We start from the raw sequence: 25,694 nt of genomic DNA on the forward strand, positions 1-25,694 counted from the left end.
GGTCAGTCGATTCCGTGGCTCTGGAGCCACATTTCCAGGAGTCCGAGTTGCCACAGCTTGTTTCCGTTCAACGGGGTCAGTTCGGCGTTCGGGTCGGCGAGCAGGGCGTCGACGTAGTCGGCGCGGAACAGGTCGCGGCGGCGGGCCTCGGGCGCGCTGAGCGCGTCGCGTACCCGGTCGAGGAGCTTGCCCTCCAGGTGGGTGAGGCCCGGGACGGGGAAGTAGCCCTTCGGCCGGTCGATGACCTCGTGCGGCAGCACCCGGCGGCCGATCTCCTTGAGCACCCCCTTGCCGCCCTGCGCCAGCTTCAGCTCCGGCGGGCAGCTCGCGGCCAACTCGACGAACTCGTGGTCGAGGAACGGCACCCGGGCCTCCAGCCCGTGCGCCATCGTCATGTTGTCCACCCGCTTGACCGGGTCGTCGGTCAGCATGACCTGGGTGTCGAGGCGCAGGCCGGCGTCCACCGCGGTCTCGGCGCCGGCGCGGCCCAGGTGGGCGGCCACGAACTCCCGCGCCGGGTCGCCGTCGGTCAGCCAGGCCGGGTTCAGCACCCGGGCCAGCCCGGCCGCGTCCCGGTCGAAGAACGCCCTGGCGTACGTGTCGAGCGCCTGCTCCCGGCCGACCCGGGCGAGCGGCGGGTACCAGTGGTAGCCGCCGAGGACCTCGTCCGCGCCCTGGCCGGACTGGACGACCTTGACGTGCTGCGAGACGACCTCGCTGAGCAGGTAGAACGCCACACAGTCGTGGCTGACCATCGGCTCGGACATCGCGGCGACGGCCGCCTCCAGCGGCGGCACCAGGTCGGCGGCGGCCACCCGGATCTGGTGGTGGTCGGTGTCGAACGTCTTCGCGACGAGGTCGGAGTAGCGGAACTCGTCGCCCTCCCGGCCGCCGACCGCGTCGAAGCCGATGGAGAAAGTGGAGAGGCCGCGCTGGCCCTCCCCGGCGAGCAGGGCGACCACCAGGCTGGAGTCGAGGCCGCCGGAGAGCAGCACGCCGACCGGCACGTCGGCCACCATCCGCCGGCGTACGGCGGTGGTCAGCGACTCCAGCAGGGCGTCCTGCCAGTCCTTCTCGGACCAGCCGGCCCGCTCGGCGGAGCGGGTGAAGGCCGGATCCCAGTACACCCGCTCGGAGGTGCGGCCGTCCGCCTCGTAGACCCGTACGGTCGCCGGAGGCAGCTTGGTGACCCCGCGCAGGATGGTGCGCGGCGGCGGCACGATGCTGTGGAAGCTCAGGTAGTGCGCGAGCGCGACCGGGTCGATGCCGGTGTCGACGCCGCCCCCGGCCAGCAGCGCGGGCAGGGTGCTGGCGAAGCGCACCGTACCGGGCGTCTCGGCCAGGTAGAGCGGCTTGATGCCGAGCCGGTCCCGGGCCAGCACCAGCCGGCCCGTGTCCCGCTCGCTGATCGCCACGGCGAACATGCCGATCAGGTGGTCGACGAAGTCGAGCCCCCATTCGGCGTACGCCTTGAGCACGACCTCGCTGTCGCCCGAGGAGAAGAACTGGTGGCCCTTCGCCTGGAGTTCGGCGCGCAGCTCGCGGTAGTTGTAGATGCAGCCGTTGAAGACGCCGGTCAGTCCCGCGCCGGGGTCGACCAGCGGCTGCCCGCTGGCGGCGGAGAGATCGATGATCTTCAGGCGTCGGTGTCCGAGGGCCGTCGGGCCCTGGGCCCAGACGCCGCTGTCGTCGGGCCCCCGGTCGCTCATCGTGGCCGCCATGCGCTCCACCGCCGTCACGTCGGCGCGTGAGCCGTCACGGCGGAACTCTCCCGCAAGTCCGCACATGCCAGACAATGCTGCCAGAGGCCAGCGAGGATTGCCCGTTGGGCTGATAACAGTTTCTTGAAGATTTGCTACACTGCACGGTTTTGCCACGGCACGCGTTGGTCATGATGGCAGATCGCGTCAAGAGTGCCGGCAGGGGCGTTTTTCCACCCGACGCAGATGTGATCGACCGCTCATTCCCGCGCGGCGCCGCTCTCCACGCACCACGTACCCGTCCCAGGCCAGCGCCCCCGGCGGCCCGGCGCGGCCTGGCCCTGGCCGGCCGTCCGCCCGGACGGTCAGTTCCCCAGATGGCACGGGGCCGGCGCGGTATCAGCCGCGCCGGCCCCATGTGCCGTGCCGATGGTGGTGCGCCGGGTTCAGCCCGAGGTGCGGGCGACACCAACCGGGCAGCTCAGCCCGTTCGGGCCGTGGTTGCAGTAACCGTTCGGGTTCTTCGTGGGCGCCAGGTACTGCTGGTGCAGATCCTCGGCAAAGTAGTAGTTGCCGAGCCGCTCGATCTCCGTGGTGATCTCGCCCTTGCCGGCCCGCGCCACGATCGGCGCGAACGCCTCCCGGGACGCCTGCGCGGTGGCGAGCTGCTCGTCGGTGGTCACGTAGATCGTCGACCGGTACTGGGTGCCCACGTCGTTGCCCTGGCGCATGCCCTGGGTCGGGTCGTGGTTCTCCCAGAAGACCTTCAGCAGATCCTCGTAGCTGATCCTGGTCGGGTCGTAGACGACCTGGACGACCTCGGCGTGCCCCGTCATGCCCGAGCACACCTCCTCGTACGTCGGGTTCGGCGTGATGCCGCCCGCATAGCCGACGGACGTGGTGATCACGCCCGGCAGGGTCCAGAACAGCCGCTCGGCGCCCCAGAAACAGCCCATGCCGAAGACGGCCACCTGCGAGCCCTCCGGGAAGGGGCCCTTGAGCGGGGTGCCCAGCACCTCGTGCCGGTCGGCGATCGGCATCGCGATCGGGCGGCCCGGCAGGGCCTGGTCGGGGGTGGGCAGTTCGGCCTTCACGCGGCGCAGGAACACAGTGGGACTCCTCTCGTACCTCTCCCAGCGTGCAACACCGCCGGACCCGCCATCCTTACCCGCTCCACCCGCACTCAGACAGCAACCGCCACCCGTCGCCGGCCAGCGCCCGCCCGCTGCCCGCTGCCTGCTGCCCGCCGCCGCCCGCCGCTGGCCGCCGCCCGCCGCTGGCCGCCGCCCGCCGCCCGCCGCTGGCCGCCGCCCGCGCCCGCCGCTGGCCGGCTGCCCGCTGGCCTACCGCCTGCCGGCCGCTGTGGCCCCTGCCGCCCTTGCTCAGCCGTCCTCCGCTTCGCCGCCCTCCGCCCCTCCGCCCGCCGCTCTCCGCTCGCCGCCCCCGCCCTTCTCCACTCGCCGCCCTCCGCTCACCGCCGCTCGCCGCCCTCCGCTCGCCGCCCTCCGCTCACCGCCGTCCGACCGGTCGTCAGCCTGAAGTGCACGATGGGGCTCACGTTGCGGTGTCGTCACTGTGGGTGACGACGTTTGTCTCCAAGGCAAACCCGCGCCGAGCGCTTTGCTCTGCAGCCGCATACGCACCAGTAGCTCTCAGTGATGGTCGCCTCCGAGGCGCTTGAAGCCGTCGATGGCGTCGGTGCAGGTCGGCTCGGTGGTGCGGATGTGGCTGCAGAGCAAAGCGAGAAGATGGGGTTGTCGGCGTCGGCGAGACGTCATTACCGAACGTGACTTACTTCATCGTTGCTCTCCGTGACTGCTGCGGTGGCCGACTTCCGGTTCGGGCTGGGCGCGCAGCGTGCCAATCCCGAAGATGCCTGTGGTGTTCGCGTCGCAGCGGGCGCCGGGGTGGGCGCGTGGCGCTCACCGGCATCGGCGTGGACCGTGCGGGCGGCGCGGGCCGTGCGGGTGGCTGGTGTCCTCGCCCGTCGCCTCCCACCGTCCCACCGTCCCACCGTCCCGCCGTCTCGCCGCCCCGCCCCGCTCTTCCGGTCTGCCGGTGGGAGGGACGTCGCCTTACAGGGCCGCGGTGATCCGGGCGGCGTAGGTCCCGGCGTCGGTGTCGTCGGCGTAGCGGGTGCGCGGCCAGAAGAAACCGCGCAGCCCGTCACCTTTGGTCCGAGGCACTACGTGGGTGTGCAGGTGCGGGACGGACTGGGACACCCGGTTGTTCATCGCCACGAACGTGCCGCCGGCGCCCAGACCGGCCTCCACGGCCACCGCGAGGCGGCGTACCAGGCCGAAGTAGCCGGCCAGGGCCTCGGCGGGCAGGTCGGCCAGGGTGACCAGGTGGGTGCGCGGCACGACCAGCACGTGCCCCTTGAAGACCGGCCGGGTGTCGAGGAACGCCACCCCGTCCGGTTCGTCGGCGACCCGGAAAGCCGCCACCTCGCCCGCCACGATCCCGCAGAACACGCACCCGCTCACCCCGGCAGGGTAATGCCGCCGCCGGCCGAGCGCGCCCTCCCGCCGGCCCGGGGTGCCCGTCCCCGGCTCGGTTCGCCCCCGACCCGGGGTGCCCTGCTCCGCCCGTCTCACTCCCGGCCAGGGTGCCCTGCTCGAGAGGACGCGTCAGAGAAGGCCCTGTCCGGTCCTGCCCGGGCGCGCGTTCACCAGAGGCTGGCGGGCATCGGGACCGCGGTGCCACCGGCGAAGTTGTCGTGCCAGCGGCGCAGGTCGGTGAAGTACCCGCCGGCCGACCGGACGACGTGCACGTGGGCCACCGCCCCCCGGCTGAAGGCGACCATGTCGGCCCGGCCGTCGCCGGTGAAGTCACCGGCACCCGGGATCGCGCCACCGGCCGGGAAGCTCCAGGCCCAGCGGGTACGCGGCAGGAAACGGTTGCCGACGGAGAGGGCCACGTCGACGTACCCCTGGTTGAGGCTGACCGCGGCGAGGTCGGCGCGTCCGTCGCCGTCGAAGTCGCCCACCACCGGCACCTCGCTGGTGCCGAGGTTGAGGAAGTAGTCGAGCCACTGGTACGACAGCACGAAACCGCTGCCGGTGGAGAGGCCGACGTTCACCGCGTGACCGGTGAAGCGGTCGACCGCGACGACGTCGTCCCGGCCGTCCCCGTTGACGTCCCCGACCAGCGGGATGTCGTCGTCGCCGACGAAGTCGGCGTGCCAACGGACGCCGGTGCCGACGAACTGCGTGCCGTCGGAGAGGGCGACGTAGACGTCCCGGACGTCCTCCCGGACGAACGTGGCGATGTCGGCCCGCCCGTCACCGTTGAAGTCACCGACCACCGGGGTCTCCCTGAGGGCCGCGAACCAGGTGTGCCAGCGTTGGGACGCCCCGAACGAGGTGCCGGTGGAGAGCGCGACGTAGACGTCCGCCGCGTTGCCCCGGGTGAAGGTGATCAGGTCGTCGCGGCCGTCGCCGTTGACGTCCCCGAGCACGGGGAACTCCTGGCCGGCGGCGAAGTACGTGTGCCAGACGGTGGCCGCGCCGAAGCTGGCACCGTTCGACAGCGCCACGTGCACGTCGGCGGAGGTTCCCCGGGTGAAGCTGACGACGTCGTCGCGGCCGTCCCCGTTGACGTCGGCGTACCGTCCCGAGAAGCCGTCGTTGCCCGGTCCGCCCGGATCGGCGTGCAGCACCAGGTTGGGCGCGCCGGCCGGGTCGACGATCCGGTCCCGGGTCGCCTCGTCGGCCAGCCGCGCGGCGACGGTCCGTGGCGAGGCGGTGGGGAAGCGTTGCAGGTAGCGGGCCACCGCACCGGTGACGATGGGCGCGGCCGCCGAGGTGCCGCCGAAGTCGGTGGTGGTGGAGGTGTCGCTGACCTGCGTGACGGTGGACACCTGCTCGCCGAAGGAGAACAGGTCCACGCACGGGCCGAAGTTCGAGTTGGGCAACCTGTCCCGCAGGGCGTGCACCATACCCACGGTGATCACGTCCGGCACCCGGGCCGGGGAGAAGCCGCACGCGTCCCGGCCGTGGTTGCCGGCGGAGGCCACCACCGGGATGCCGGCGGCGAGCACCGCCTTGACGGCGTCGTCGAGCGCCTGGTTCGCGGTCGTCGCCAGGCTCATGTTCACCACCGCCGGCCGCACCGCGTTGCGGACGATCCAGTCGAGCGCCGAGATGGCCCACTCGACCTGCCCCGGCGTGCAGCCGCCCACCCGGACGGTGTGCAGGCGTACGCCCTTCGCCACGCCGTGCACCCGGCCGCCGATCAGGCCGGCCACCCGCGTGCCGTGCCCGGAGCAGTCGCCGGTGCCCCACTGGTCGATGCCCTGCGGCACGAAGTTCACGTCCCCGGTGGCCCGTCCGCCGAAGTCGGTGTGGGTGTGCCGCATCCCGCTGTCCATGACGTAGGCGTGCACGCCCTGGCCGGTGGTGTCGTAGGTGTACGAGCGGTCCCACTCGCCGCCGTGCTGGTCGAGGGAGTCGAGGTGCCACGGCGGGGTGGTCTGCGTGTCCTGCGGGACCAGCAGCGAGTTCTGGGCCACGTACGCCACCTGCGGCTCCTGGCTGAGCCGGCGGGCGTCCGTCGCGGACATCCGTACCGCGAAGCCCGGCAGCGCGGCCCGGTAGCTGGCGGCCAGCGCGCCGGGGTGCCGGCGCAGCAGCGAGCGCGCGCTGCCGTCGACGTCCCGTGTGGCGTCGCCGCGTAACACCACGATCCAACTGTCGGCCACCCCTGCGGCGGGAGCCGGGGCGAACTTCTCGGCCGCGAACGCCGGGGCCGGCGGCGCCAGCAGCCCGCCCGACGTGATCAGGAGAAAGACCGCCGCTGCGGCCAGGAGGCGGCGGCGCGGTACACGAGCCATGGGATCTCCTCGGGGGTACGGCCGCGAGGCGGGGGGAACGCCTCCGCGGCGGTTCCCCGCATGGTGGCAGAGCCGCACCAGCGCATGATCAGATGCGACGCGGGTGGGTTTCATACGCCCGGCGGACCGGACGACTAACGTTCCGGGCATGAGTCACGGCTTCGACACGCTCGCCATCCACGCCGGCCAGGACCCCGAGGCCCGCACCGGCGCGGTGATCCCACCGATCTACCAGACCAGCACCTACGCCCAGGACGCCGTCGGCGCGCCCCGGCTGGGCTACGAGTACAGCCGCTCCGGCAACCCGACCCGCGACGCCCTGCAGGAGTGCCTCGCCGCGCTGGAGGGCGGTCCGGTCGGGCTCGCCTTCGCCAGCGGCCTGGCCGCTGAGGACACCCTGCTGCGTGCCGTCTGCAAGCCGGGCGACCACGTGGTGATCCCCGACGATGCCTACGGTGGCACGTACCGGCTCTTCGCCCGGGTGGCCGAGCGCTGGGGGCTGGACTTCACCCCGGCGAAGGTCTCCGACCCCGACGCGATCCGGGCCGCCGTCGAGCCCGGCCGGACGCGGATCGTCTGGGTGGAGACGCCCACCAACCCGCTGCTCGGCATCGCCGACATCGCCACGCTGGCCGGTGTCGCGCACGACGCGGGCGCCCTGCTGGTCGTCGACAACACGTTCGCGTCGCCGTACCTCCAGCAGCCGATCGCGCACGGCGCGGACGTGGTGGTGCACTCCACCACCAAGTACATCGGCGGCCACTCCGACGTGGTCGGCGGCGCGCTGATCGCCGCCGACGCCGGGCTCGGCGAGGAACTGCGCTACCACCAGAACGCGATGGGCGCGATCAACGGCCCCTTCGACGCGTGGCTCACCCTGCGCGGCATCAAGACTCTGGGCGTACGCATGGACCGGCACTGCGACAACGCCGAGCGGATCGCGTCCTACCTGGACGGGCACGCCAAGGTCGGTCAGGTCATCTACCCGGGGCTGCCCGCGCACCCCGGTCACGAGGTGGCCGCGAAGCAGATGCGCCGGTTCGGCGGGATGATCTCGTTCCGGGCGGCCGGCGGCGAGGAGCACGCCGTCGAGATCTGCAACCGGACGAAGCTCTTCATCCTCGCCGAGTCCCTCGGCGGCGTGGAATCCCTGATCGAGCACCCGGGCCGGATGACACACGCAAGTGCTGCCGGCTCGCCGCTTGAAGTTCCCGGCGATCTCGTGCGACTGTCTGTCGGCATCGAGACGGTCGACGACCTGCTCGCCGATCTGGAGCAGGCGCTGGGCTGACCGCTGGTGAGGGAGGGTGGCCGTGCAGGACATCATGCCGACCTGGGTGGGGGCGACCGCCAAGCAGATCGCCCGGGGCGTACGGCGGGGTGACGTCACAGCCACCCAGGTCGTCGCGGACCACCTCGACCACGCCGCCCGGGTCGACGCCGACCTCGCCGCGTTCCGCACGGTACGCGGCGGGGCGGCGATCACCGAGGCGGAGAAGGTCGACGAGCAGGAGGACCTGGCCAACCTGCCGCTGGCCGGGGTGCCGGTGGCGGTCAAGGAGAACACCGCCGTCGCCGGCCTGCCCACCTGGAACGGGTCGGCCGCGGTGCGTACGCCGGTGGCCGAGGCCGACCACGAGGTGGTCCGCCGGCTGCGCGGCGCCGGCGCGGTGATCCTCGGGGTGACCCGGATGCCGGAGCTCGGCCTGTGGGCCGTCACCGACGACGAGACGGCCGTCACCCGCAACCCCTGGGACACCCGGCGTACCCCCGGCGGCTCCTCCGGCGGGGCGGCCGCCGCCGTCGCCGCCGGCCTGGTGCCGATCGCCCACGGCAACGACGGCCTCGGCTCGATCCGCATCCCGGCGGCCTGCTGCGGCCTGATCGGGCTCAAGCCGGGCCGGGGGGTGGTCCCGTGCCAGCTCGGCGCGGACGACTGGCTGGGCCTCACCGAGCACGGCGTGCTGACCAGCACGGTCGCCGACGCGGCAGTCGGCTTCTCGGTGCTGGCCGGCCGCCGCCCCGACAAGCTGGTGCCGCCGCAGCGGCTGCGGGTGGGCGTCTCGCTGCGCTCGCCGGTGCGCGGCGTGCACGCCGACGCGCCCAACCGGGACGCCGTCGCCGCCGCCGGTCGGCTGCTCGCGGGCGCGGGCCACGACACCGTCCCGGCCGATCCGGTCTACCCGACGGCGCTGGGCCTGCAGGGCATCGCCACCTGGTTCGCGGCGGCCGCCGCCGACGTCCGGGCCGCCGGGTTGGACCGGCGCGGCCTCCAGCGGCGCAGCCGCCGGCACGTCGCCCTCGGCGAGTGGGCGCAGCGACGCGGGTACGTCCGGGAGTCGGACCGGGCCGCCTGGCGCGAGCGCTCGATCGGCTTCTTCGCCGACCACTCGATCGACCTGCTGCTCACCCCGGCCCTGGCGACCGTGCCGCCGGAGGCCACGGGCTGGTCCGGCCGGTCCTGGCGGGCCAACATGCTGGCCAGCATCCGGTACGCCCCGTTCGCCGCGCCGTGGAACATCGCCGGCCTGCCCGCGCTGGTGGTGCCGGTCGGCCGTCGCCCCGACGGGCTGCCGGTCGCCGTGCAGCTGATCGGCCCGCCCGGCAGCGAGCTGCTGCTCCTCGGCGTCGCCGGCCAGTTCGAGATGCAGGCGCCCTGGCCCCGGCACGCCCCCGGCTACCCCCGCATCCCCGCCGCTGTCTAGACAGGTGGCGTACCGCGTCGGCGCGGGCGGAGGGTGGCACGATCAGGGCATGACGGAACTGGTCGGTCTCGCCGACGTACGGGCCGCGCGGGAACTGCTCGCCGGCGTCGTCCGCACCACCCCGCTGGAGCCCTGCCGCCCGCTGAGCGCTGCGCTGGGCGGGCCGACGTGGCTCAAGTGCGAGAACCTGCAACGCGCCGGCTCGTACAAGGTGCGTGGCGCGTACGTGCGGATCTCCCGGCTGTCGGAGGCCGAGCGCGCCGACGGCGTGGTCGCGGCGAGCGCCGGCAACCACGCCCAGGGGGTGGCGCTCGCCGCCGGCCTCGTCGGTACGCACGCCACGGTCTTCATGCCGGTGAACGCGCCGCTGCCGAAGGTGGCCGCCACCAAGGGGTACGGCGCACAGGTCGAGCTGGTCGGCAACACCGTCGACGAGTCCCTGGTCGCGGCGCAGACCTACGCCGAGCGCACCGGGGCGACGCTGATCCACCCGTTCGACCACCGGGACGTGATCGCCGGCCAGGGCACGGTGGCCCTGGAGGTCCTGGAACAGTGCCCCGAGGTCAAGACGATCATCATGGGGGTGGGCGGCGGCGGGCTGGTCTCCGGCATGGCGGTGGCGGCCAAGGCGCTGCGGCCCGACGTGCGGATCATCGGGGTGCAGGCCGCCGGGGCGGCCGCCTTCCCGCCCTCCCTGGTGGCCGGCGAGCCGGTACGCCTTCCGACGTTCGGCACCATCGCGGACGGCATCGCCGTCGGCCGGCCGGGGGAGCTCACCTTCACCCACGTGCGCAAGCTGGTGGACGAGATCGTCACTGTGTCCGAGGAGGACATCTCCCGGGCGCTGCTGATGCTGCTGGAGCGGGGCAAGCAGGTGGTCGAGCCGGCCGGCGCGGTGGGCGTCGCCGCGCTGCTCGCGGGTGTCGTCGAGGTGCAGGCTCCGGTGGTGGCGGTGCTCTCGGGCGGCAACATCGACCCGCTGCTGATGCTCCGGGTGATCGAGCACGGGCTCGCCGCCGCAGGGCGCTACCTGCGGGTGACGGTGCGCTGCTCGGACCGCCCGGGCCAGCTCGCGTCGCTGCTCGGCGAGATCGCCGAGCACCGGGCGAACGTGGTGGACGTGGAGCACCAGCGGGCCAATCCGCACCTGCGCCTGGGCGAGGTGGAGGTGGCCCTGTCGGTGGAGACCCGGGGGGTCGAGCACTCCGACACGCTGCTCAGCGCGTTGCGGGCCAGCGGCTACCAGGTCGTCTTCGCCGGCGAGGCGTGACACCGGGACCGGTGCCACGCCTCGGCGCGTCGTTCGTCGTCGTTGCCGCCTGACCGGACCGGTGCCCGGTCAGGCGGTCGATCTCCCGCGGTGGCTCAGCCGGAGAACGGCTCGAAGCTGACCACGGTCACCTTGATGTCGGCGCCGCTGGGGGCGGTGTAGGTGCAGGTCTGGCCGGCCCGGCCGCCCAGGATCGCCTGGCCCAGCGCCGACTCGGGGCTGTAGACCGTCAGGTCGGTGGTCGACGCGATCTCCCGGGAGCCGAGCAGGAAGGTCTCGGTGTCGTCCTTGTCGTCGTCGAAGTAGATCGTCACGACCATGCCGGGCGACACCACGTCGGCGGCCTGCGCTCCGCCCACCTTGGCGGTGCGGAGCAGCTCCTTGAGGTAGAGGATGCGTCCCTCGGCCTTGCCCTGCTCCTCGCGGGCGGCGTGGTAGCCACCGTTTTCCCGCAGGTCGCCCTCCTCGCGCCGGGCGTTGATCTCGGCGGCGATGACCGGCCGGTTGGCGATCAACTCGTCGAGCTCGGCCTGGAGCCGGTCGAATGCGTCCTGGGACAGCCAGGTGGCGGGCGCCTCGTTGCCAGTGGACACAGGCGGTCTCCTCGTTCGTGCGTGCTGGCTGACAGGTGAACTTCCAAGTTACCAGTGCGGTACGACACAGGGTGCGCTCGATTGCCGCCCCCGAGGCGGGCGAGGGCGTCCGCGCCGGCCGGGTCGGACCGCGTCGTGCCTGCTCAGGACGGGGGCTGGCAGCGCACCACCTCGCCGACGAAGGGCCGGGCGGTGGTGGCCAGCCGGTGCCGCGCGGTCACGCTTCGCTGGTCGGGCCCGGCCGTCACGGTCACCTCTCCCCGGCCCACCTCGGCGCCGGCGCGGTCCCGGGCGCGCAGCAGGCAGACCGCCGAACCGCCCGTCGGCACGATGACCCGGAAGTCGACCAGCACCTGGCTGTCGGTGATCTCGGTGTAGGTGATCACCTCGGCGTCGTAGTTCGGGTCGCCGTACTGCCGGTAGAGCCGCACCGCGACCAGGGTCATGACCGCGACCAGGGCGACCACCAGCAGCGCCGCCAGCAGCGGCCGGCGGCGCCCGGGCTCCCGGCGACGGCCGTAGCGGCCCGGCGGGAAGGCGGGCGCGCCCGGCGGAAGTGTGGCGTGCGTCTCGGTCACCGCGGGGTATCTCCTGGCGTCGTTGTCGGAGGCATCGGCAAGAATGGCAGGGTTCCATCCTCCCGGCCCGGCTGTCGTCAAATATGACAGGTGGGCACCGACGGTTCCCGGCGCGGGGGAGGATTCCGGCAGGTCAGCCGGGCGGTCCTGCGGGGGGTCCGCCGGCCGGCAGAGACGAGGAGCGCCGACGTTGGCAGAGCAACTGCGACTGATGGCCGTCCACGCGCACCCCGACGACGAGTCGAGCAAGGGTGCCGCCACCATGGCGAAATACGTGGCCGAGGGCGTGGACGTCCTGGTGGTCACGTGCACCGGCGGCGAGCGCGGCAGCGTGCTCAACCCGAAGATGGACCGGCCGGACGTGTGGGCCAACATCGCCGACGTCCGGCGGGCGGAGATGGACGCCGCACGGGCGATCCTGGGCGTCGAGCAGGCGTGGCTCGGCTTCGTCGACTCCGGCCTGCCCGAGGGCGACCCGCTCCCGCCGCTGCCCGAGGGCTGCTTCGCCCTCCAGGACGTCGAGGTGGCGGCCGGCCCGCTGGTGCGGCTGATGCGCCAGTTCCGTCCGCACGTCGTCACGACGTACGACGAGGAGGGCGGCTACCCGCACCCCGACCACATCATGACCCACAAGGTCACCATGGCCGCGTTCGAGGCCGCCGGCGACCCGGAGCGCCACCCGGAGCTGGGTGAGCCGTGGCAGCCCCTCAAGCTCTACTACGACATCGGCTTCTCCAAGGGCAAGATCATGGCGCTGCACGAGGGCCTGCTCGCCGTCGGCCTGAAGTCGCCCTACGAAGAGTGGATCAAGCGCTGGGAGGACCGCCCCGACAAGGGCCCCCGGATCACGACCCGGGTCGAGTGCGCCGACTACTTCCCGGTCCGCGACGACGCGCTGCGCGCCCACGCCACCCAGATCGACCCGGACGGCTTCTGGTTCCAGGTGCCCATGGAGCTACAGAAGCGCGCGTGGCCGACGGAGGACTTCGAGCTGGTGCGCTCCCTGGTCGACAGCCCGCTGCCCGAGTCGGACCTCTTCGCCGGGGTGCGCGAGACGGCCCATGCCCGCTGATTCTCCGCCGGGCTACCCTGGTCACCTACCGCACACCGGAGGAACGCCATGCTGACCGCCGCACAGGTGCTCGCCCAGAACAACTTCGGGGACACCCGCACGGGTGGCCTGGCCGGGCCGATGGGCCTGTTCCTCATCCTCGTCCTGGCCGCCGCCACCATCCTGCTGATCCGCAACATGAACTCCCGGCTGCGCCGGCTGCCCGAGCGGTTCCCCCAGCAGGGTCCACCGGCGACCCCCGACCGGGCGGACGCGGCAGTCGTCGATCCGACAGAAGGCGCACCGGCGCACGATTCATCCTCCGCCGCTCCGACCGGGCGTCAGCAGCGCCGCAACGGTTAGTCCGCCCATGATTCACGTCGAACCCGGCCATCGCCCCCTGTTGCGGCCACCGGGTTTGCCTTAGCCTCTCGCCGGGGGGACCAAGAGTTCCCCAAGCCGTGCGCGGGAGGGGGCGCCGATGACCATCGCACCAGCGGCTGCCCGTCGTACCGGCGAGCGGCCTCCGGGCGGAGCGGCCCGGTGACCTCCGGCAGGGCCGGCGAGTCGACCGACCGGCTCGGAGCCCGCGGCACCCCCACGCGGCTGCTCCTGCTCACCGCTGCCGTCGCGCTCACCGCGCTGGTCGCCGCAGGTCTGGGATGGACCGCGCCGGCCGGGATTCCCGCCGACGACCCGCTCGGCGGGCCCGCCCGGTTCGGCCTCGCCGTCGCCGTGTTCGCCGTCGCCCAGCTGGCCCGGCTGCGGTTCCGCACCGCCGCCGGGATGGTGAGCATCACCTGGGGCGAGGCGGCGTTGATCATCTGCCTCTATCTGACGCCCACCGGCTGGATCCCCTCCGCCGCGCTGCTGGGCGCCGCCCTCGCCTGGTCGGCCATGTCGCTGCTCGGCGACCGACGGCCGGTGCTGGAGGTCGTCCGGATCACGGCCTCGCTGACCGCCGCCACCGCCCTGGCCGTCTCGGTCACCACCGTGCTCGGTGCGCCGCTGCTGGCGCCGCCCACCCCGGCGCTGGCCCTGGCCGTGCTCGCGGGATCGGTCACCTACCTGTTCGCCACCGCCTGGCTCGGCGGCGCCGGCCTGGCGCTGCGCCACGGCATGCCCGTCGGGCCGCCGCTGCTCGCCGCACTGCGGGGCAAGCTGCTGATGTTCGTCGGGAACGTGGCCGTCGGCCTGGCCGTGGTGGCGCTGCTGGAACTCGACGCGCGCTGGCTGCTGCTGCTCCCGCCGCCGCTCTGGCTGCTCCAGCAGACCTACCGGCACCGGCTCCGCGCCGAGGAGGAACGCCGCACCTGGCGGGCCTTCGCCGAGGCCACCGCCGCGCTCAACCAACTCGACGAGCGCGGTGTCGCCACCGCCGCGGTGACCGGCGCGCTGGCCCTGTTCAACGCCGAACTCGTCGACGTCGACGTGGCCCGTGGCGACGGGCGGTGGCGGCGCTACCGGGGCGATCCGGGCGGGCAACTGATCGACCGGGAGGTCGCCCCGCCCGGCCGGGGCGAGCCGGAGAACCACGAGCTGGTGCGTACCCTCACCGTCGGGGCCGCCCGCGTCGGTGAGCTGCGGGTCCGGTTCCCGCGCTGCGCGCCGCCCAACGCCCGGGAACGGGACGCGGTGGCCGCGTTCGGCGACGCGCTCGCCGCCGCGCTGCACGACGCCGCGACCCACCGGGAGCTGCGGCTGGTCACCGCCCGCTCGTCGTACGAGGCGGTGCACGACCAGCTCACCGGGCTGGTGAACCGGTCGGCCCTGCTCAGCAAGGGTGACCAGGCGCTGCGTCAGCTCGCCCACGACCACCCGGTCGCGCTGCTGCTGCTCGACATCGACCAGTTCAAGGAGGTCAACGACACCCTCGGGCACGCCGCCGGCGACCAGCTGCTGCGGTTGACCGCCAACCGGCTGGGCACCCTCGCCCGCCCCGGTGACCTGCTCGCCCGGCTCGGCGGCGACGAGTTCGCGCTGCTGCTGACGTCGGTCCCGGTGATCGGCGACCGGGCCGCCCCGATGTCGTACGCGCTGCGGCAGGCCCGCGAGATCGCCGAGCGGCTCGCCGCGCCGACCGAGGTGGCCGGGGTACGCATGTCCGTCGAGGTCTCCGTCGGGGTGGTGGTCGCCGACGCCGGGACCGCCGACCTGACCGAGCTGCTGCGCCGGGCCGACATCGCCATGTACCAGGCCAAGGAGGGCGGCGGCAGCGTCGCCGCGTACGACTCCGCCCGGGACGCCGCGAGCACCGACCAGCTGGCCCTGCTGGCGGAGCTGCGCGAGGCGCTGAAGACCGACGACCAGCTCGTGCTGGCGTTGCAGCCGGCCGTCGACCTGACCACCGGCGCGCCGACCGGGGTGGAGGCGCTGATCCGCTGGCGGCACCCGCGCCGGGGCTGGCTCGGGCCGCACGACTTCATCCGCCCCGTGGAGAACAGCGAGCAGCTCGGCACCTTCACCCGCTACGTGCTGGACAAGGCGCTCGCCGTCGCCGCCGGCTGGGCCCGCGACGGGCTCGACGTGCCGATCTCCGTCAACCTGTCGGCGCGCAGCCTGCTCGACCCCCGCCTGCCCGCCGAGATCGCCGAGGCGCTGCACCAGCACCAGGTACCGCCGGACCGGCTGGTCCTGGAGATCACCGAGACGGTGGTTATGAGCGAGCTGGAGGTCATCGACGAGGTGCTCGCCACCCTGCGGGCCATGGGCGTGCAGCTCGCCGTCGACGACTTCGGCACCGGCTTCTCCTCGCTGACGTTCCTCACCCGGATCGCGGTGGACGAGCTGAAGGTGGACCGCTCCTTCGTGATCCGGATGGCCGACTCCCCGGAGGCGGCGGCGATCGTACGCACCACCGTCGGCCTCGCCCACGAGCTGGGGCTGCGGGTGGTCGCCGAGGGTGTGGAGACCGCCGAGCAGCGGCTGGCGCTGGCCGAGCTGGGCTGCACGGCCGCCCAGGGCTACCACTTCTTCAAGCCGATGCCGGCCGACAAGATCGGCGCGGTGCTGGGCACCCTGCTCGACGAGGCGCGCCCCAACGTCTTCCCGCTGCGCGCCGACGGCGCCTCCTGACCGCACCCGCCGTCCGCCGAGGTAGCGGGGGTGCCTCCGCGGGAGCGCGGGCGGGCGCGTCGGGGGTGGTTATGGTCGTCGGGTGAACCGACTCGCTGACGCCACGAGCCCGTACCTGCTCCAGCACGCCGACAACCCGGTCGACTGGTGGCCCTGGTGCGACGAGGCGTTCGCCGAGGCAAAACGGCGGGACGTGCCGGTGCTCATCTCGGTCGGCTACGCCGCCTGCCACTGGTGCCACGTGATGGCCCACGAGTCGTTCGAGAACGAGCAGGTCGGCGCCCTGATGAACGACGACTTCGTCTCGATCAAGGTCGACCGCGAGGAACGCCCCGACGTCGACGCGATCTACATGACCGCCACCCAGGCGATGACCGGGCAGGGCGGATGGCCGATGACCGTCTTCGCGACCCCGGACGGCACGCCCTTCTTCTGCGGCACGTACTTCCCCCGGCCGAACTTCATCCGGCTGCTCCAGTCCGTCGCCGCCGCCTGGCGGGACCAGCGCGACGCCGTCATCCAGCAGGGCACCGCCGTGGTCGAGGCGATCGGCGGCGCGCAGGCCGTGGGCGGTCCCACCGCGCCGCTGGACGCCGCGCTGCTCGACGCCGCAGCCGACCAGCTCGCCAAGGAGTACGACGCCGTGAACGGCGGGTTCGGCGGTGCGCCGAAGTTCCCGCCGCACATGAACCTGCTCTTCCTGCTCCGCCACCACCAGCGCACCGGCTCGCAGCGCAGCCTGGAGATCGCCCGGCACACCTGCGAGGCGATGGCCCGGGGCGGCATCTACGACCAGCTCGCCGGCGGCTTCGCCCGCTACTCCGTCGACGGGCACTGGACGGTGCCGCACTTCGAGAAGATGCTCTACGACAACGCGCTGCTGCTGCGGGCGTACACCCAGCTCTGGCGCCTGACCGGCGACCCGCTGGCCCGCCGGGTCGCGCAGGACACCGCCTGGTTCCTCGCCGACGAGCTGCGGACCCCGTCCGGTGGGTTCGCGTCGGCGCTGGACGCCGACACCGAGGGCGTCGAGGGATCGACCTACGTCTGGACGCCGGCCCAGCTCGTCGAGGTGCTGGGGGAGGGGGACGGCCGCTGGGCCGCCGACCTGTTCGCCGTCACCGAGGCCGGCAGCTTCGAACACGGCACCAGTGTGCTGCGGCTCGCCCGCGACGTGGACGACGCGGACCCGGCGGTGACGCGGCGCTGGCAGGACGTCGTCGGCCGGCTGCTCGCGGCCCGCCGGGAACGGCCGCAGCCGGCCCGGGACGACAAGGTGGTCGCCGCCTGGAACGGGCTGGCCGTCACCGCGCTCGCCGAGTTCAACCAGGTGGCCGACACGTTCGGTCCGGCCGGTCCCGACGAGGAGTCGCAGACGCTGGAGAGCGTCGCCGACGGCACCTACGGCGTGATGCGCGACGCCGCCGAGTACCTGGCGAGGGTGCACGTCGTCGACGGGCGGCTGCGCCGCGTGTCCCGCGACGGGGTGGTCGGGGACCCCGCCGGGGTGCTGGAGGACTACGGCTGCGTGGCAGAGGCGTTCTGCGCCATGCACCAGGTCACCGGCGAGGGGCGCTGGCTGGAGTTGGCCGGCCGGCTGCTCGACGTCGCCCTGGCGCGCTTCGCGGCGCCCGGAGGCGCCTTCTACGACACGGCCGACGACGCGGAGCGGCTGGTGGCCCGCCCCGCCGACCCGACCGACAACGCCACGCCGTCCGGGCGCTCGGCGATCGTCGCGGCGCTCGTGACGTACTCGGCGCTGACCGGTCAGACCCGCTACCGGGAGGCCGCCGAGGCTGCCCTGTCGACCGTGGCGCCGATCGTCGGCCGGCACGCCCGCTTTACCGGCTACGCGGCCACCGTCGGCGAGGCGCTGCTCTCCGGGCCGTACGAGATCGCGGTGGTTACGGACGAGCCGACGGGGGACCCGCTGGTCGCGGCGGCACACCGGCACGCCCCGCCCGGCGCGGTGATCGTGGCGGGCCGCCCGGGCCAGCCCGGGGTGCCGCTGCTCGCCGACCGGCCGATGGTCGACGGGCGGGCCACCGCGTACGCCTGCCGGGGTTTCGTCTGCGAGCGTCCCGTGACGGCGGTGGACGACCTGGTCGGCCAGCTCGGCCGGCGCTGAGGAGCCCGGCTGCGGCGGGTGTGCGATCGGCCATCCGGCGGCGCGGGTGGCAGGGCGTCCCGATAGGCTGGCGCCGCTATGGATTCCCGTACCGGTCTGCCCGTTGTCGGCATGGTGGGCGGTGGCCAGCTGGCCCGGATGACCCACCAGTCCGCGATCGCCCTCGGCCAGTCGCTGCGCGTGCTCGCGCAGGCCCCCGACGACGGCGCCGCACTGGTCGCCGCCGACGTCCAGTACGGCGACCACACCGACCTCGCCGCGCTGCGCACCTTCGCCAAGGCCTGCGACGTGGTGACCTTCGATCACGAGCACGTTCCCACCGAGCACATCCGCACGCTGGCCGCCGAGGGCGTGAAGCTCTTCCCGCCGGCCGACGCGCTGCTGCACGCCCAGGACAAGCAGGTCATGCGGGAGCGGCTCGGCGAGCTGGGCGCGCCGAACCCGGCGTGGCGAGGAGTCGCGGAGCCCGCCGACGTGGTGGCGTTCGGCGACGAGATCGGCTGGCCGGTGGTGCTCAAGGCGGCCCGGGGCGGGTACGACGGTCGGGGCGTCTGGCTGGTCGACGACGCGGCCCACGCCGCCGAGCTGGCGACGACCCTGCTGGCGGGCGGTACCCGGCTGATCGTCGAGGAGCGGGTGCCGCTGCGCCGGGAGCTGGCCGTGCAGGTGGCCCGTTCGCCGTTCGGGCAGGTCGCCGCGTACCCGGTGGTCGAGACGGTGCAGCGCGACGGCATCTGCGTCGAGGTGCTCGCCCCCGCACCGGATCTGCCGGAGGAGCTGGCGGTCGCCGCCCAGCAGCTCGCCATCGACCTGGCCACCGCGCTCGGCGTGGTCGGCCTGCTCGCCGTGGAGCTGTTCGAGGTGGCCGACCAGACAGCGCCCGCCGGCAGCCGGATCGTCGTGAACGAGCTGGCGATGCGGCCGCACAACTCCGGGCACTGGACCATCGAGGGCGCGCGTACGTCGCAGTTCGAGCAGCACCTGCGGGCGGTGCTCGACTACCCGATGGGCGACACCTCGCTGACCGCTCCCGTGGTGGTGATGGCGAACGTGCTCGGTGGAGAGCCGGGTGGGATGTCGATCGACGAGCGGCTGCACCACCTCTTCGCGGCCGAGCCCGGCGCCAAGGTGCACCTCTACGGCAAGCAGGTGCGGCCCGGCCGCAAGATCGGGCACGTCACGGTGCTCGGCGACGACCTGGACGACGTACGGACGCGGGCCGCGCGGGCCGCCCGCTGGCTGCGCGAGGGCCACGCGTGAGGTTCAGCTCGTGGGGCCCGAAGTCGCGAACGAGAGGCGGAGACCAGTGAGCACCGTCGGACTGATCATGGGCAGCGACTCGGACTGGCCCACGATGAAGGCCGCCGCCGAGGCGCTGGACGAGTTCGAGGTGCCGTACGAGGTCGAGGTCGTCTCGGCGCACCGTACACCGATCAAGATGATCGACTACGGACGCGCCGCGGCCGACCGGGGCCTCAAGGTCATCATCGCCGGTGCGGGTGGCGCCGCCGCACTGCCGGGCATGATCGCCTCGGTCACCCCGCTGCCGGTGATCGGCGTACCGGTGCCGCTGAAGCACCTCGACGGGATGGACTCGCTGCTCTCCATCGTGCAGATGCCGGCCGGCGTGCCGGTCGCCACCGTGTCGATCGGCAACGCCCGCAACGCCGGCCTGCTCGCCGTCCGCATCCTGGCCGCCGCCGACCGCGCCCTGCTCGACCGCATGGCGGCCTACCAGGCGGACCTGGAGCAGTTGGTGGCCGAGAAGGACGCCGCCCTGCGCGCCTCCCTGGCCTGACTTCCCGGGCCTCGCGCCCCGCGCGGCCGTGCCGCCTTCCCGGCCTCTGCCCCGCACGGCCCGTGCCGCCTTCCCGGCCCCCGCCCGAGGCCGCCGTCCCCGCCCCGCCCCCGCCTTGGTGGTGCCCGCGCGGCCCCTCCTTGTGCCGCGCGCCCCCATGCCGCCCGTGCCCCTCTGCGCGCCCGCGGCCCCGTGCGGCCCGCGCTTCGCCCTCGCGACGACGACTGTGGCCGCTGCTTGCGCTGCTGCTCTGCCCGTTCTGCCTGCTCTGCCCGCGCTGGCTGCTCTGCCCGCGGCCGCCTCCGCTGCCCTGTCTCCTGCGGCGGCCCTCGCCTGCCCTCGACCCGGCGCCGGCTGACACGCTGCGCTGCCTACACCAGCCATGGTTACTCCTCGCAACCAGGTGCGTCAGTCACTCAGCGTTGCGGCTCTGGCCGAACGGGACTTGTCCTCCCGCGCCCTTTGCTCTGCAGCCATCCACGCACCAGGTTCCTGAACTGGCATTACGTATTTCGGGATCGGGTGGATGCAGTGGACGTCGGCAACGCTGCGTGACTGTTGCGTCGGTGGCTGCAGAGCAAAGGGCGCGAAGGGTTGGTGGTGGTCCCGCACGGCAAGTCACGTTGTGTAGTCGCTGCAGCGCATCGGCTCTCACCACGCCCCAGCCCTAGCCGATCGGTCGGTTACGGCCGCCGTGCCGTCGCCGGCACCGCCATCCACTCGTCGACCGGGGGAAAGGCCCGGACAGCAGCGCTTTCGTCCGCCGGGCCGGCCTCACCCACTCGGCAGTGCCACCGGGACGAGGTCGTGGCCACGGCATGGCGCGCGGGCCGGCGAGGTCGGGCTGACCGTCGTCTGCGGCTCCCGGGTCTTGTCCGGCGGCTGTTGGTGGCCACCGGGCTGGGAATGAGCGCTGCGGACGGGAGACGAGCCGCGCGACGGTCCGTGGGCGGGCCGGCTCGGTGGCTGCGGGGCCGCCCGTGCCGGCAGCCGACGGGCGGTCCCGCGCCGACCTCACCGCATGCCGCGTAGGGCCGTCTGGAGGCGTTCCTGGGCGCGGCGTCGGCGCTCGTTGCTCGCGCCGAGCACCAGCAGCAGGAGGCCGACCGGGATCAGTGCCAGCCACGGGCCGAAGCTGAACAGCGCGTGCACCGCAGTGATCGCGGTGACGCTGGCCCCGATGATGACCGGCGCCTGCTGCTGGCTCATCGACCCGAAGACGAGGACGGCGACGGCGCCGAGCAGCAGCAGCACCTGGCGCACCGTGCTGGAGTCGGTGGCCAGCACGATCGCCAGGGTGGGCACGAACGCGGCGACGAGCGCGGGCCCGTACGCGACCCAGCTGCTCAGGTCGGGTCGGTGCCGCAGCTCCAGCACTCCGACGAGCAGGGCGAGTGCCGCGAAGGGCAGCGTGTACGCCTCCGGCAGCGCCACGTCGGCGACCCGCATCAGGATCCACCAGGCGGCGATCTCGCAGACCACCACCGCCCAGAACAGGATGCGCCGCTCCGTCGGCCGGCGGCCCGGTCGGGTGGCCGCCACGCCGAGGACCGCGCCCCAGGCAGCCAGCAGCGCCGCGATGTGCCGGGGTGAGTCGAAGGCCAGTGCCAGGGCGATCAGGGCGGCGGCGTGCCCGCTCCACTCGACGGTGGCCGCCTCCCGCTGCGCCTCGGGGCGACGCAGCCGGGGCAGGGTCGCGGCGAACACCTGGAGGGCCGCGCCGACCGCCAGTACGCCGATCGCCGACCAGACGGCCGCGAGGCCGGCCACCAGGCTGGCGGTGAGCACGAAGAGCTGCGCCATCAGCGAGGCGAAGAGCCAGCCGAGGATGCGGGCCCGCTGGGTGGTGCCGAAGATGGCGGCCACCGTGCCGACGCCGACCGCGCCGCCGAGGGTGAACAGGGTCAGCTCCCGTGTCGCCAGGCCGCCGACCAGGCCCGCGCTGCCGGCGGCCAGCCCGATGGCGAAGACGAGCACCCTGGTCAGGCGCAGCGAACGGGCTCGCTCGACCAGCGGCGGGGGCGGGGTGAGCGCCAGCCCCAGCATCGAGATCGTGAACACGGACAGCGCCGCCAGCGTGCTCGCGGGCCAGCCGTTGCCGAGGGACGCCGGGGTGATCAGCAGGGTCACGGCGGCGCCGGGCAGCACGACCGGTACCGCCCGGGAGCGTCGCCCGCCGCTGAAGCCGGTGGCGGCCAGCGCGGCGGTCGCGGTGAGCAGCAACGCGGTCAGCACGTGGGTCGGGTCCACCGCCGAGGACGGCGGCGTGAGCAGCTCCGGCGGTGGTCCCTGCCAGACCCGGCCGAGGCTGCGGTGCGGGTCGACCAGCGCGACGACCAGGGCCGGCGCGATCGACACCAGCGCCAGGACGGTGGGCAGCGCGGCGGCGGCGAGCGCACCGGCGGCGGGACTGACCCGCCAGCGCCGCGTCCCGTCGTCCGGCAGCCGCCGCAGCGCGCCGTCGAGCAGCACCGACCAGCGCCGCACCGGCTGGGCCGCGCCGACCGGCGGTTCCGTCGCCCCCCGGACCAGCTCGGCGAGCACCCCGAGCAGGGCCGCGGCGGCGGCGTAGACACCGACGGGCTGGTCGGTGGGGACGGCTGCCAGGGCGCTCACCGTGGCGCCGCCGGCCACCGCCGCGCTGGCCCAGGGCAGGTACTGCGGGATCCGCCGCCGGACGGCGGCCACCGCCGCCAGGCCCAGGCTCGACGCGGCCAACGCGGCGGTGATCAGCACTTCCGGCGCGTGCCCGAACTCGGCGGCCAGCGCCGCGACCGCGCCCGGGAACGCGAGCAGCGCGGCGCCGGCCGCGGCACCCCCGATCTGGGCAAGGTGCGGCGGCATCCCCTCGTACTCGATGTCATCCACCAGCGGCACGGCCAGCGACCGGGCCAGCGCCGCCACCACGATGCCGATCAGCGCGATGCTGCCCAGCGCCAGCGCGGTCGTCCACGGCCGAACCAGGCCCGCCCCGGCGGCGTGCAGGGCGACGACACCGGCCACGACCGCCCGGGACAGGGCGGCGCGCGGGTCGATCGCGGCGACGGCGGCAGCCCCGAAGACCGTGGCCACCATGCCGCCCACCAGGACGGGCGACCACCACGGCAGGTCGAACGCGGCCGGCGCGCCGATCGTGGCGAGCACGGCCGCCGCGCCCGACACGTCGTACTTCCACGGCGGCGGCAGGAGGATCGCGGCGGCGACGCCGAGCAGGGCCAGGGCGATCGGGGCCTGCCACGTCGACCCGCCGGTCGGCGCGGCCGGCCAGCCGGTCAGGTCACCGGCCCAGATCGGGCCCGGGGTCGCGAGCACCCCCACCCCGCCCCGCAGCGCGCTCCAGCCGGCGAGCAGCCCGATCAGCACGCCGCCGACGGCGATGCCGAGGATCGGGCCGCGTCGCCACTCCTCGGGCATCGCCCGGGCGGCCACGGCCACCACCAGCACCAGCCCGGCGGCGACGGCGAGCTGCCCGCCGGGGGCCAGGACGGCCGTGATCCGGGCCAGGGTGGCGATCAGGGCGGTGGTCACCGCCGCGGCGGCCAGGTCGGAGCCGTCCAGGGTGAGGTCGGAGCGTCGGCCCGCGTCGATGGGGCCGGCGAACACCACCATCGCGCCGGCGACGAGCAGCAGGCCACCGACCCAGGCGTCGGCCGCGGTGGCGCCCGGTGCCCCGAACGCGGCGGCCGTGACGGTGACCGCGCCGAGGGCCGTGCCGACCGCCAGCGGCGTCGGGATGCGACGCTGGGAGACCTGCACGATGGCGGCGTAACCCAGGGTTACGCAGACCGCCAGGAAACTGGCCGCGAGCACCGGCACGGTGACCTCGCGCAGGCTCGCCGGGGTGGGCGTCGGATCGACGGGTACGGTCGCCGCGACGAAGGCGGCCACCGCGCCCGGCAGCGCGAACGCCGCACCCCCGGCGGCCCAGGCCGAGACCGTGTCCGCCGCGGCCGGGGCGAGTCGCATCCTGGGCGCCGCGGCGACGAGGATCCCGGCGGCGCACAGCGTGAGCAGGACCGCGGCGGTCAGCGCCGGCCGGGCCAGTCCCGCGCCCGCGCCGAAGAGGCCGACGCCGGCGGCGGTCGCCGCGTGCGCCAGCGCCGCGCGTTCGGTGCGGGCGGAGAGCCCGACCACCCCGATGCCGACGGCCGTCAACACCATCGGCCAGGGCGCCACCGCCCACGCGAGGCCGAACGACGCGGGTACGGCGAGCGCCGTCAGCGCCGCGCCGACCACGGCGAACTCCCGGCGGATCTCCGACGGCAGGGCCAGCACCGCCGCGACGGTCAGCAGGAAGGCGCTCGCGGCGAGCTGCCAGGCGGCGGGGCCCACGGCCGCCGCCAGCTCGGCCGGATAGCGCTCCAGATCGGCGGCCCAGGCCGGTAGCGCGGCCCGGACGGGGGCGGCCCCGGCGCGCAGGGCGCCCCCGGCGACCACCACCCCGCTGACCGTGAGCGCCACCGCCGAGGCGAGCTGCGGCCCGCGTCGGGCCGCCTCCGGCACCGCCCGTACGGCCAGCCCGGTGAGGGTGATGACCGCCGCGATCAGCAGCAGCGCCCGACCGGGGAAGGCCACCGAGGCGATCCGGCTCAGCGCGCCGATCACGGCCAGGGTGAAGATCCCGGCGCCGAGGTCGGGCAGCGGCGGCCGGCGCAGCACCAGCGTGCCGGCCAGCCCCACCGCGGCGGCCAGCAGCAGCGTCAGCCCGGCTCCGGTCGCGGTCGGCACGGTGCCCGCGCGGAGCAGGGCGGAGACGGCGTACGCGAGGGCGAGGGCGACCGCCACCCCGTGCAGCGCCCAGGTCAGTTCGCTCAGCCACGGCACCGGACGGGCGGCCGGAACCCCGTCCCGCACCGGTTGCCCGCCGTCGAGCACCTCGCCGGCCTCCTCGGGCGCCCCCTCCGGCCGGCCGTCGGCGCCGCGCTGCCGGGGTGCGGCCGGGGACGCGGCGGGCGCGGCCGGGGGTTCGGGCAGGTCCCGACGGACCGGCCGCTCCACGGTGACGGTCGAGCGGGCCAGCCAGAGGTCGAGCAGGGCCACCGCCGTCAGCACCAGCGCCCAGCCGCCCGGGCCGGTGATCCGGTCGTACGCGAGCAGCGGCAGCACGGGCTGAGCGGCCAGTACGGTGGCGAAGCGGGGCGCGCGCAGCCCTGTCCAGCGGGCGTAGCCGAAGGAGACGCCGGCGGTGACGGCGAAGACGATCGCGCCGAAGACCGCGCCCGAGGCGCCGCCGTTGCCGATCCGGTCCACCGCCCACAGCGCGTAGCCGGCGAGCGGCACCAGGAGCAGGCCGACCGCGGAGATGGTCTCGGCGGTCGAGGTGAGCCCGCGCCGGGCCAGCACCGGCGGGGCGAGCAGCATCAGCACGGTCGCGAGCAGCAGGATGCCCAGCCGGGCCAGCGCGTCCATCGAGCTGGTGGCCACTGCGGCGAAGACCACGGCGGCGACCCCGAGCAGCAGGGCGCCGAGCCCGAGGGGGATGTTCTGCACCTCCCGGGAGGACGCCTCCGGCGGGTGCTCCGGGTCGTCGGCGTCGAGCCAGGTGGCGGTCGACTCCGGGTGCGGCGGAGGGTCTTCCGGGCCGGGCGGGGTGCCCTGGCGGGGCACCCGGGGCGGGGCGCCGGTGGTGGCCGTGGGCGGCCGGCGGCCCGGCCTGCGGCGCAGCACCCGGCGGGGGCGGGTGGCCTGCTTGAGACGTTCCTCACTGGCGTGGGCGAGGGTGTCCCGCTGGAAGAGCGCGGCCTGCATCTTGGCGGCGATCTGCCGTTGCTCGCTGGCGATGGCGGCCTCGCGGGCCTTCATCTCCGCGATGGACCGCTCGATCTCCGCCAGGTGCTCGACCCACTGTGGCTGGTGCGCGCCGCAGTGCGGGCAGCTGACGGCCGGTTTGATCTCCCGACCGCACGAGGAGCACTGAAAGGTCGCCACGACACCCCTCCGCCCGCACTGTGGACTTCCACCC

15 protein-coding genes and 2 pseudogenes are annotated in these 25,694 nt (G+C 74.3%); 10 read left to right on the top strand and 7 right to left on the bottom strand.

What is annotated here, in order from left to right; translation table 11 throughout:
• Positions 1-2: 2 nt before the first annotated feature.
• The 4 genes from ACGFIR_RS05860 to ACGFIR_RS05875 all read right to left on the bottom strand — a co-directional run bounded on the left by ACGFIR_RS05860 (position 3) and on the right by ACGFIR_RS05875 (position 6,534).
• The gene (locus tag ACGFIR_RS05860) at positions 3-1,787 is read right to left on the bottom strand and encodes an N-acetylglutaminylglutamine amidotransferase (protein ID WP_392999948.1); all 1,785 of its coding nucleotides are present in this window, start codon (positions 1,785-1,787) and stop codon (positions 3-5) included.
• A gap of 359 nt (positions 1,788-2,146) precedes the next feature.
• Positions 2,147-2,809 (bottom strand): peptide-methionine (S)-S-oxide reductase MsrA, encoded by a 663-nt coding sequence (gene msrA / locus ACGFIR_RS05865; protein ID WP_392999946.1) that lies wholly within the window; start codon positions 2,807-2,809, stop codon positions 2,147-2,149.
• A gap of 966 nt (positions 2,810-3,775) precedes the next feature.
• Complete coding sequence (locus ACGFIR_RS05870; protein ID WP_393143401.1) at positions 3,776-4,186, bottom strand: HIT family protein; 411 nt, start codon at positions 4,184-4,186, stop codon at positions 3,776-3,778.
• 182 nt (positions 4,187-4,368) lie between these two features.
• On the bottom strand, positions 4,369-6,534 hold the full coding sequence (locus ACGFIR_RS05875) for a S8 family serine peptidase (RefSeq protein ID WP_393143403.1): 2,166 nt from the start codon (positions 6,532-6,534) through the stop codon (positions 4,369-4,371).
• Between the two features lie 148 nt (positions 6,535-6,682).
• Between ACGFIR_RS05875 and ACGFIR_RS05880 the strand changes: the two genes are divergently transcribed.
• Genes ACGFIR_RS05880 through ilvA form a run of 3 tightly spaced genes read left to right on the top strand, consistent with a single transcriptional unit; the run spans position 6,683 to position 10,509 of the window.
• Complete coding sequence (locus tag ACGFIR_RS05880) at positions 6,683-7,825, top strand: cystathionine gamma-synthase (RefSeq protein WP_393143405.1); 1,143 nt, start codon at positions 6,683-6,685, stop codon at positions 7,823-7,825.
• A gap of 16 nt (positions 7,826-7,841) precedes the next feature.
• The gene (locus tag ACGFIR_RS05885) at positions 7,842-9,239 is read left to right on the top strand and encodes an amidase (protein ID WP_392999938.1); all 1,398 of its coding nucleotides are present in this window, start codon (positions 7,842-7,844) and stop codon (positions 9,237-9,239) included.
• Positions 9,240-9,288: 49 nt separating this feature from the next.
• Complete coding sequence (gene ilvA / locus ACGFIR_RS05890; protein WP_392999936.1) at positions 9,289-10,509, top strand: threonine ammonia-lyase; 1,221 nt, start codon at positions 9,289-9,291, stop codon at positions 10,507-10,509.
• Between the two features lie 95 nt (positions 10,510-10,604).
• Here the strand turns inward: ilvA and greA are convergent, their stop codons facing one another.
• Together greA and ACGFIR_RS05900 are read right to left on the bottom strand one after the other, a co-directional pair.
• Positions 10,605-11,102: a transcription elongation factor GreA gene (gene greA, locus ACGFIR_RS05895; RefSeq protein WP_392999934.1), complete on the bottom strand. Its 498-nt coding sequence runs from the start codon at positions 11,100-11,102 to the stop codon at positions 10,605-10,607.
• Between the two features lie 143 nt (positions 11,103-11,245).
• Positions 11,246-11,680, bottom strand: coding sequence for a DUF4307 domain-containing protein (locus ACGFIR_RS05900; protein WP_392999933.1), 435 nt, complete (start codon positions 11,678-11,680; stop codon positions 11,246-11,248).
• 190 nt (positions 11,681-11,870) lie between these two features.
• On the opposite strand from ACGFIR_RS05900, the gene mca reads away from it, so the two are divergent.
• The 7 genes and pseudogenes from mca to purE all read left to right on the top strand — a co-directional run bounded on the left by mca (position 11,871) and on the right by purE (position 19,732).
• Entirely contained in the window at positions 11,871-12,752 is an 882-nt protein-coding gene (mca, locus tag ACGFIR_RS05905; RefSeq protein ID WP_392999931.1) for a mycothiol conjugate amidase Mca, read from the top strand.
• 48 nt (positions 12,753-12,800) lie between these two features.
• Positions 12,801-13,094 (top strand): hypothetical protein, encoded by a 294-nt coding sequence (locus tag ACGFIR_RS05910; protein ID WP_392999929.1) that lies wholly within the window; start codon positions 12,801-12,803, stop codon positions 13,092-13,094.
• 180 nt (positions 13,095-13,274) lie between these two features.
• Positions 13,275-15,806 carry a putative bifunctional diguanylate cyclase/phosphodiesterase gene (locus tag ACGFIR_RS05915; protein ID WP_393143407.1) on the top strand — a complete coding sequence of 844 codons (2,532 nt, stop codon included), beginning with the start codon at positions 13,275-13,277 and terminating at the stop codon, positions 15,804-15,806.
• An 82-nt stretch (positions 15,807-15,888) separates the two neighbouring features.
• Positions 15,889-17,146, top strand: a pseudogene (locus ACGFIR_RS05920) (thioredoxin domain-containing protein); the annotation flags it as partial.
• Positions 17,147-17,211: 65 nt separating this feature from the next.
• Positions 17,212-17,934, top strand: a pseudogene (locus tag ACGFIR_RS05925) (hypothetical protein); the annotation flags it as partial.
• Positions 17,935-18,012: 78 nt separating this feature from the next.
• Positions 18,013-19,194 (top strand): 5-(carboxyamino)imidazole ribonucleotide synthase, encoded by a 1,182-nt coding sequence (locus ACGFIR_RS05930; protein ID WP_392999927.1) that lies wholly within the window; start codon positions 18,013-18,015, stop codon positions 19,192-19,194.
• A gap of 46 nt (positions 19,195-19,240) precedes the next feature.
• Complete coding sequence (gene purE / locus ACGFIR_RS05935; RefSeq protein ID WP_392999925.1) at positions 19,241-19,732, top strand: 5-(carboxyamino)imidazole ribonucleotide mutase; 492 nt, start codon at positions 19,241-19,243, stop codon at positions 19,730-19,732.
• Between the two features lie 1,014 nt (positions 19,733-20,746).
• On the opposite strand, the gene ACGFIR_RS05940 is transcribed toward purE, so the two are convergent.
• Positions 20,747-25,660: an SCO7613 C-terminal domain-containing membrane protein gene (locus ACGFIR_RS05940; RefSeq protein ID WP_393143409.1), complete on the bottom strand. Its 4,914-nt coding sequence runs from the start codon at positions 25,658-25,660 to the stop codon at positions 20,747-20,749.
• Positions 25,661-25,694 lie beyond the last annotated feature (34 nt).

The organism is Micromonospora sp. NPDC049051 (genome assembly GCF_043197575.1).
Lineage (GTDB): Bacteria > Actinomycetota > Actinomycetes > Mycobacteriales > Micromonosporaceae > Micromonospora.

Bases quoted from the DNA above. Each gene is read 5' to 3' on its own strand.
- ACGFIR_RS05860 (WP_392999948.1), bottom strand. From the start codon at position 1,787: ATGTGCGGACTTGCGGGAGAGTTCCGCCGTGACGGCTCACGCGCCGAC.
- ACGFIR_RS05875 (WP_393143403.1), bottom strand. From the start codon at position 6,534: ATGGCTCGTGTACCGCGCCGCCGCCTCCTGGCCGCAGCGGCGGTCTTT.
- ACGFIR_RS05880 (WP_393143405.1), top strand. From the start codon at position 6,683: ATGAGTCACGGCTTCGACACGCTCGCCATCCACGCCGGCCAGGACCCC.
- ilvA (WP_392999936.1), top strand. From the start codon at position 9,289: ATGACGGAACTGGTCGGTCTCGCCGACGTACGGGCCGCGCGGGAACTG.
- ACGFIR_RS05910 (WP_392999929.1), top strand. From the start codon at position 12,801: ATGCTGACCGCCGCACAGGTGCTCGCCCAGAACAACTTCGGGGACACC.
- ACGFIR_RS05930 (WP_392999927.1), top strand. From the start codon at position 18,013: ATGGATTCCCGTACCGGTCTGCCCGTTGTCGGCATGGTGGGCGGTGGC.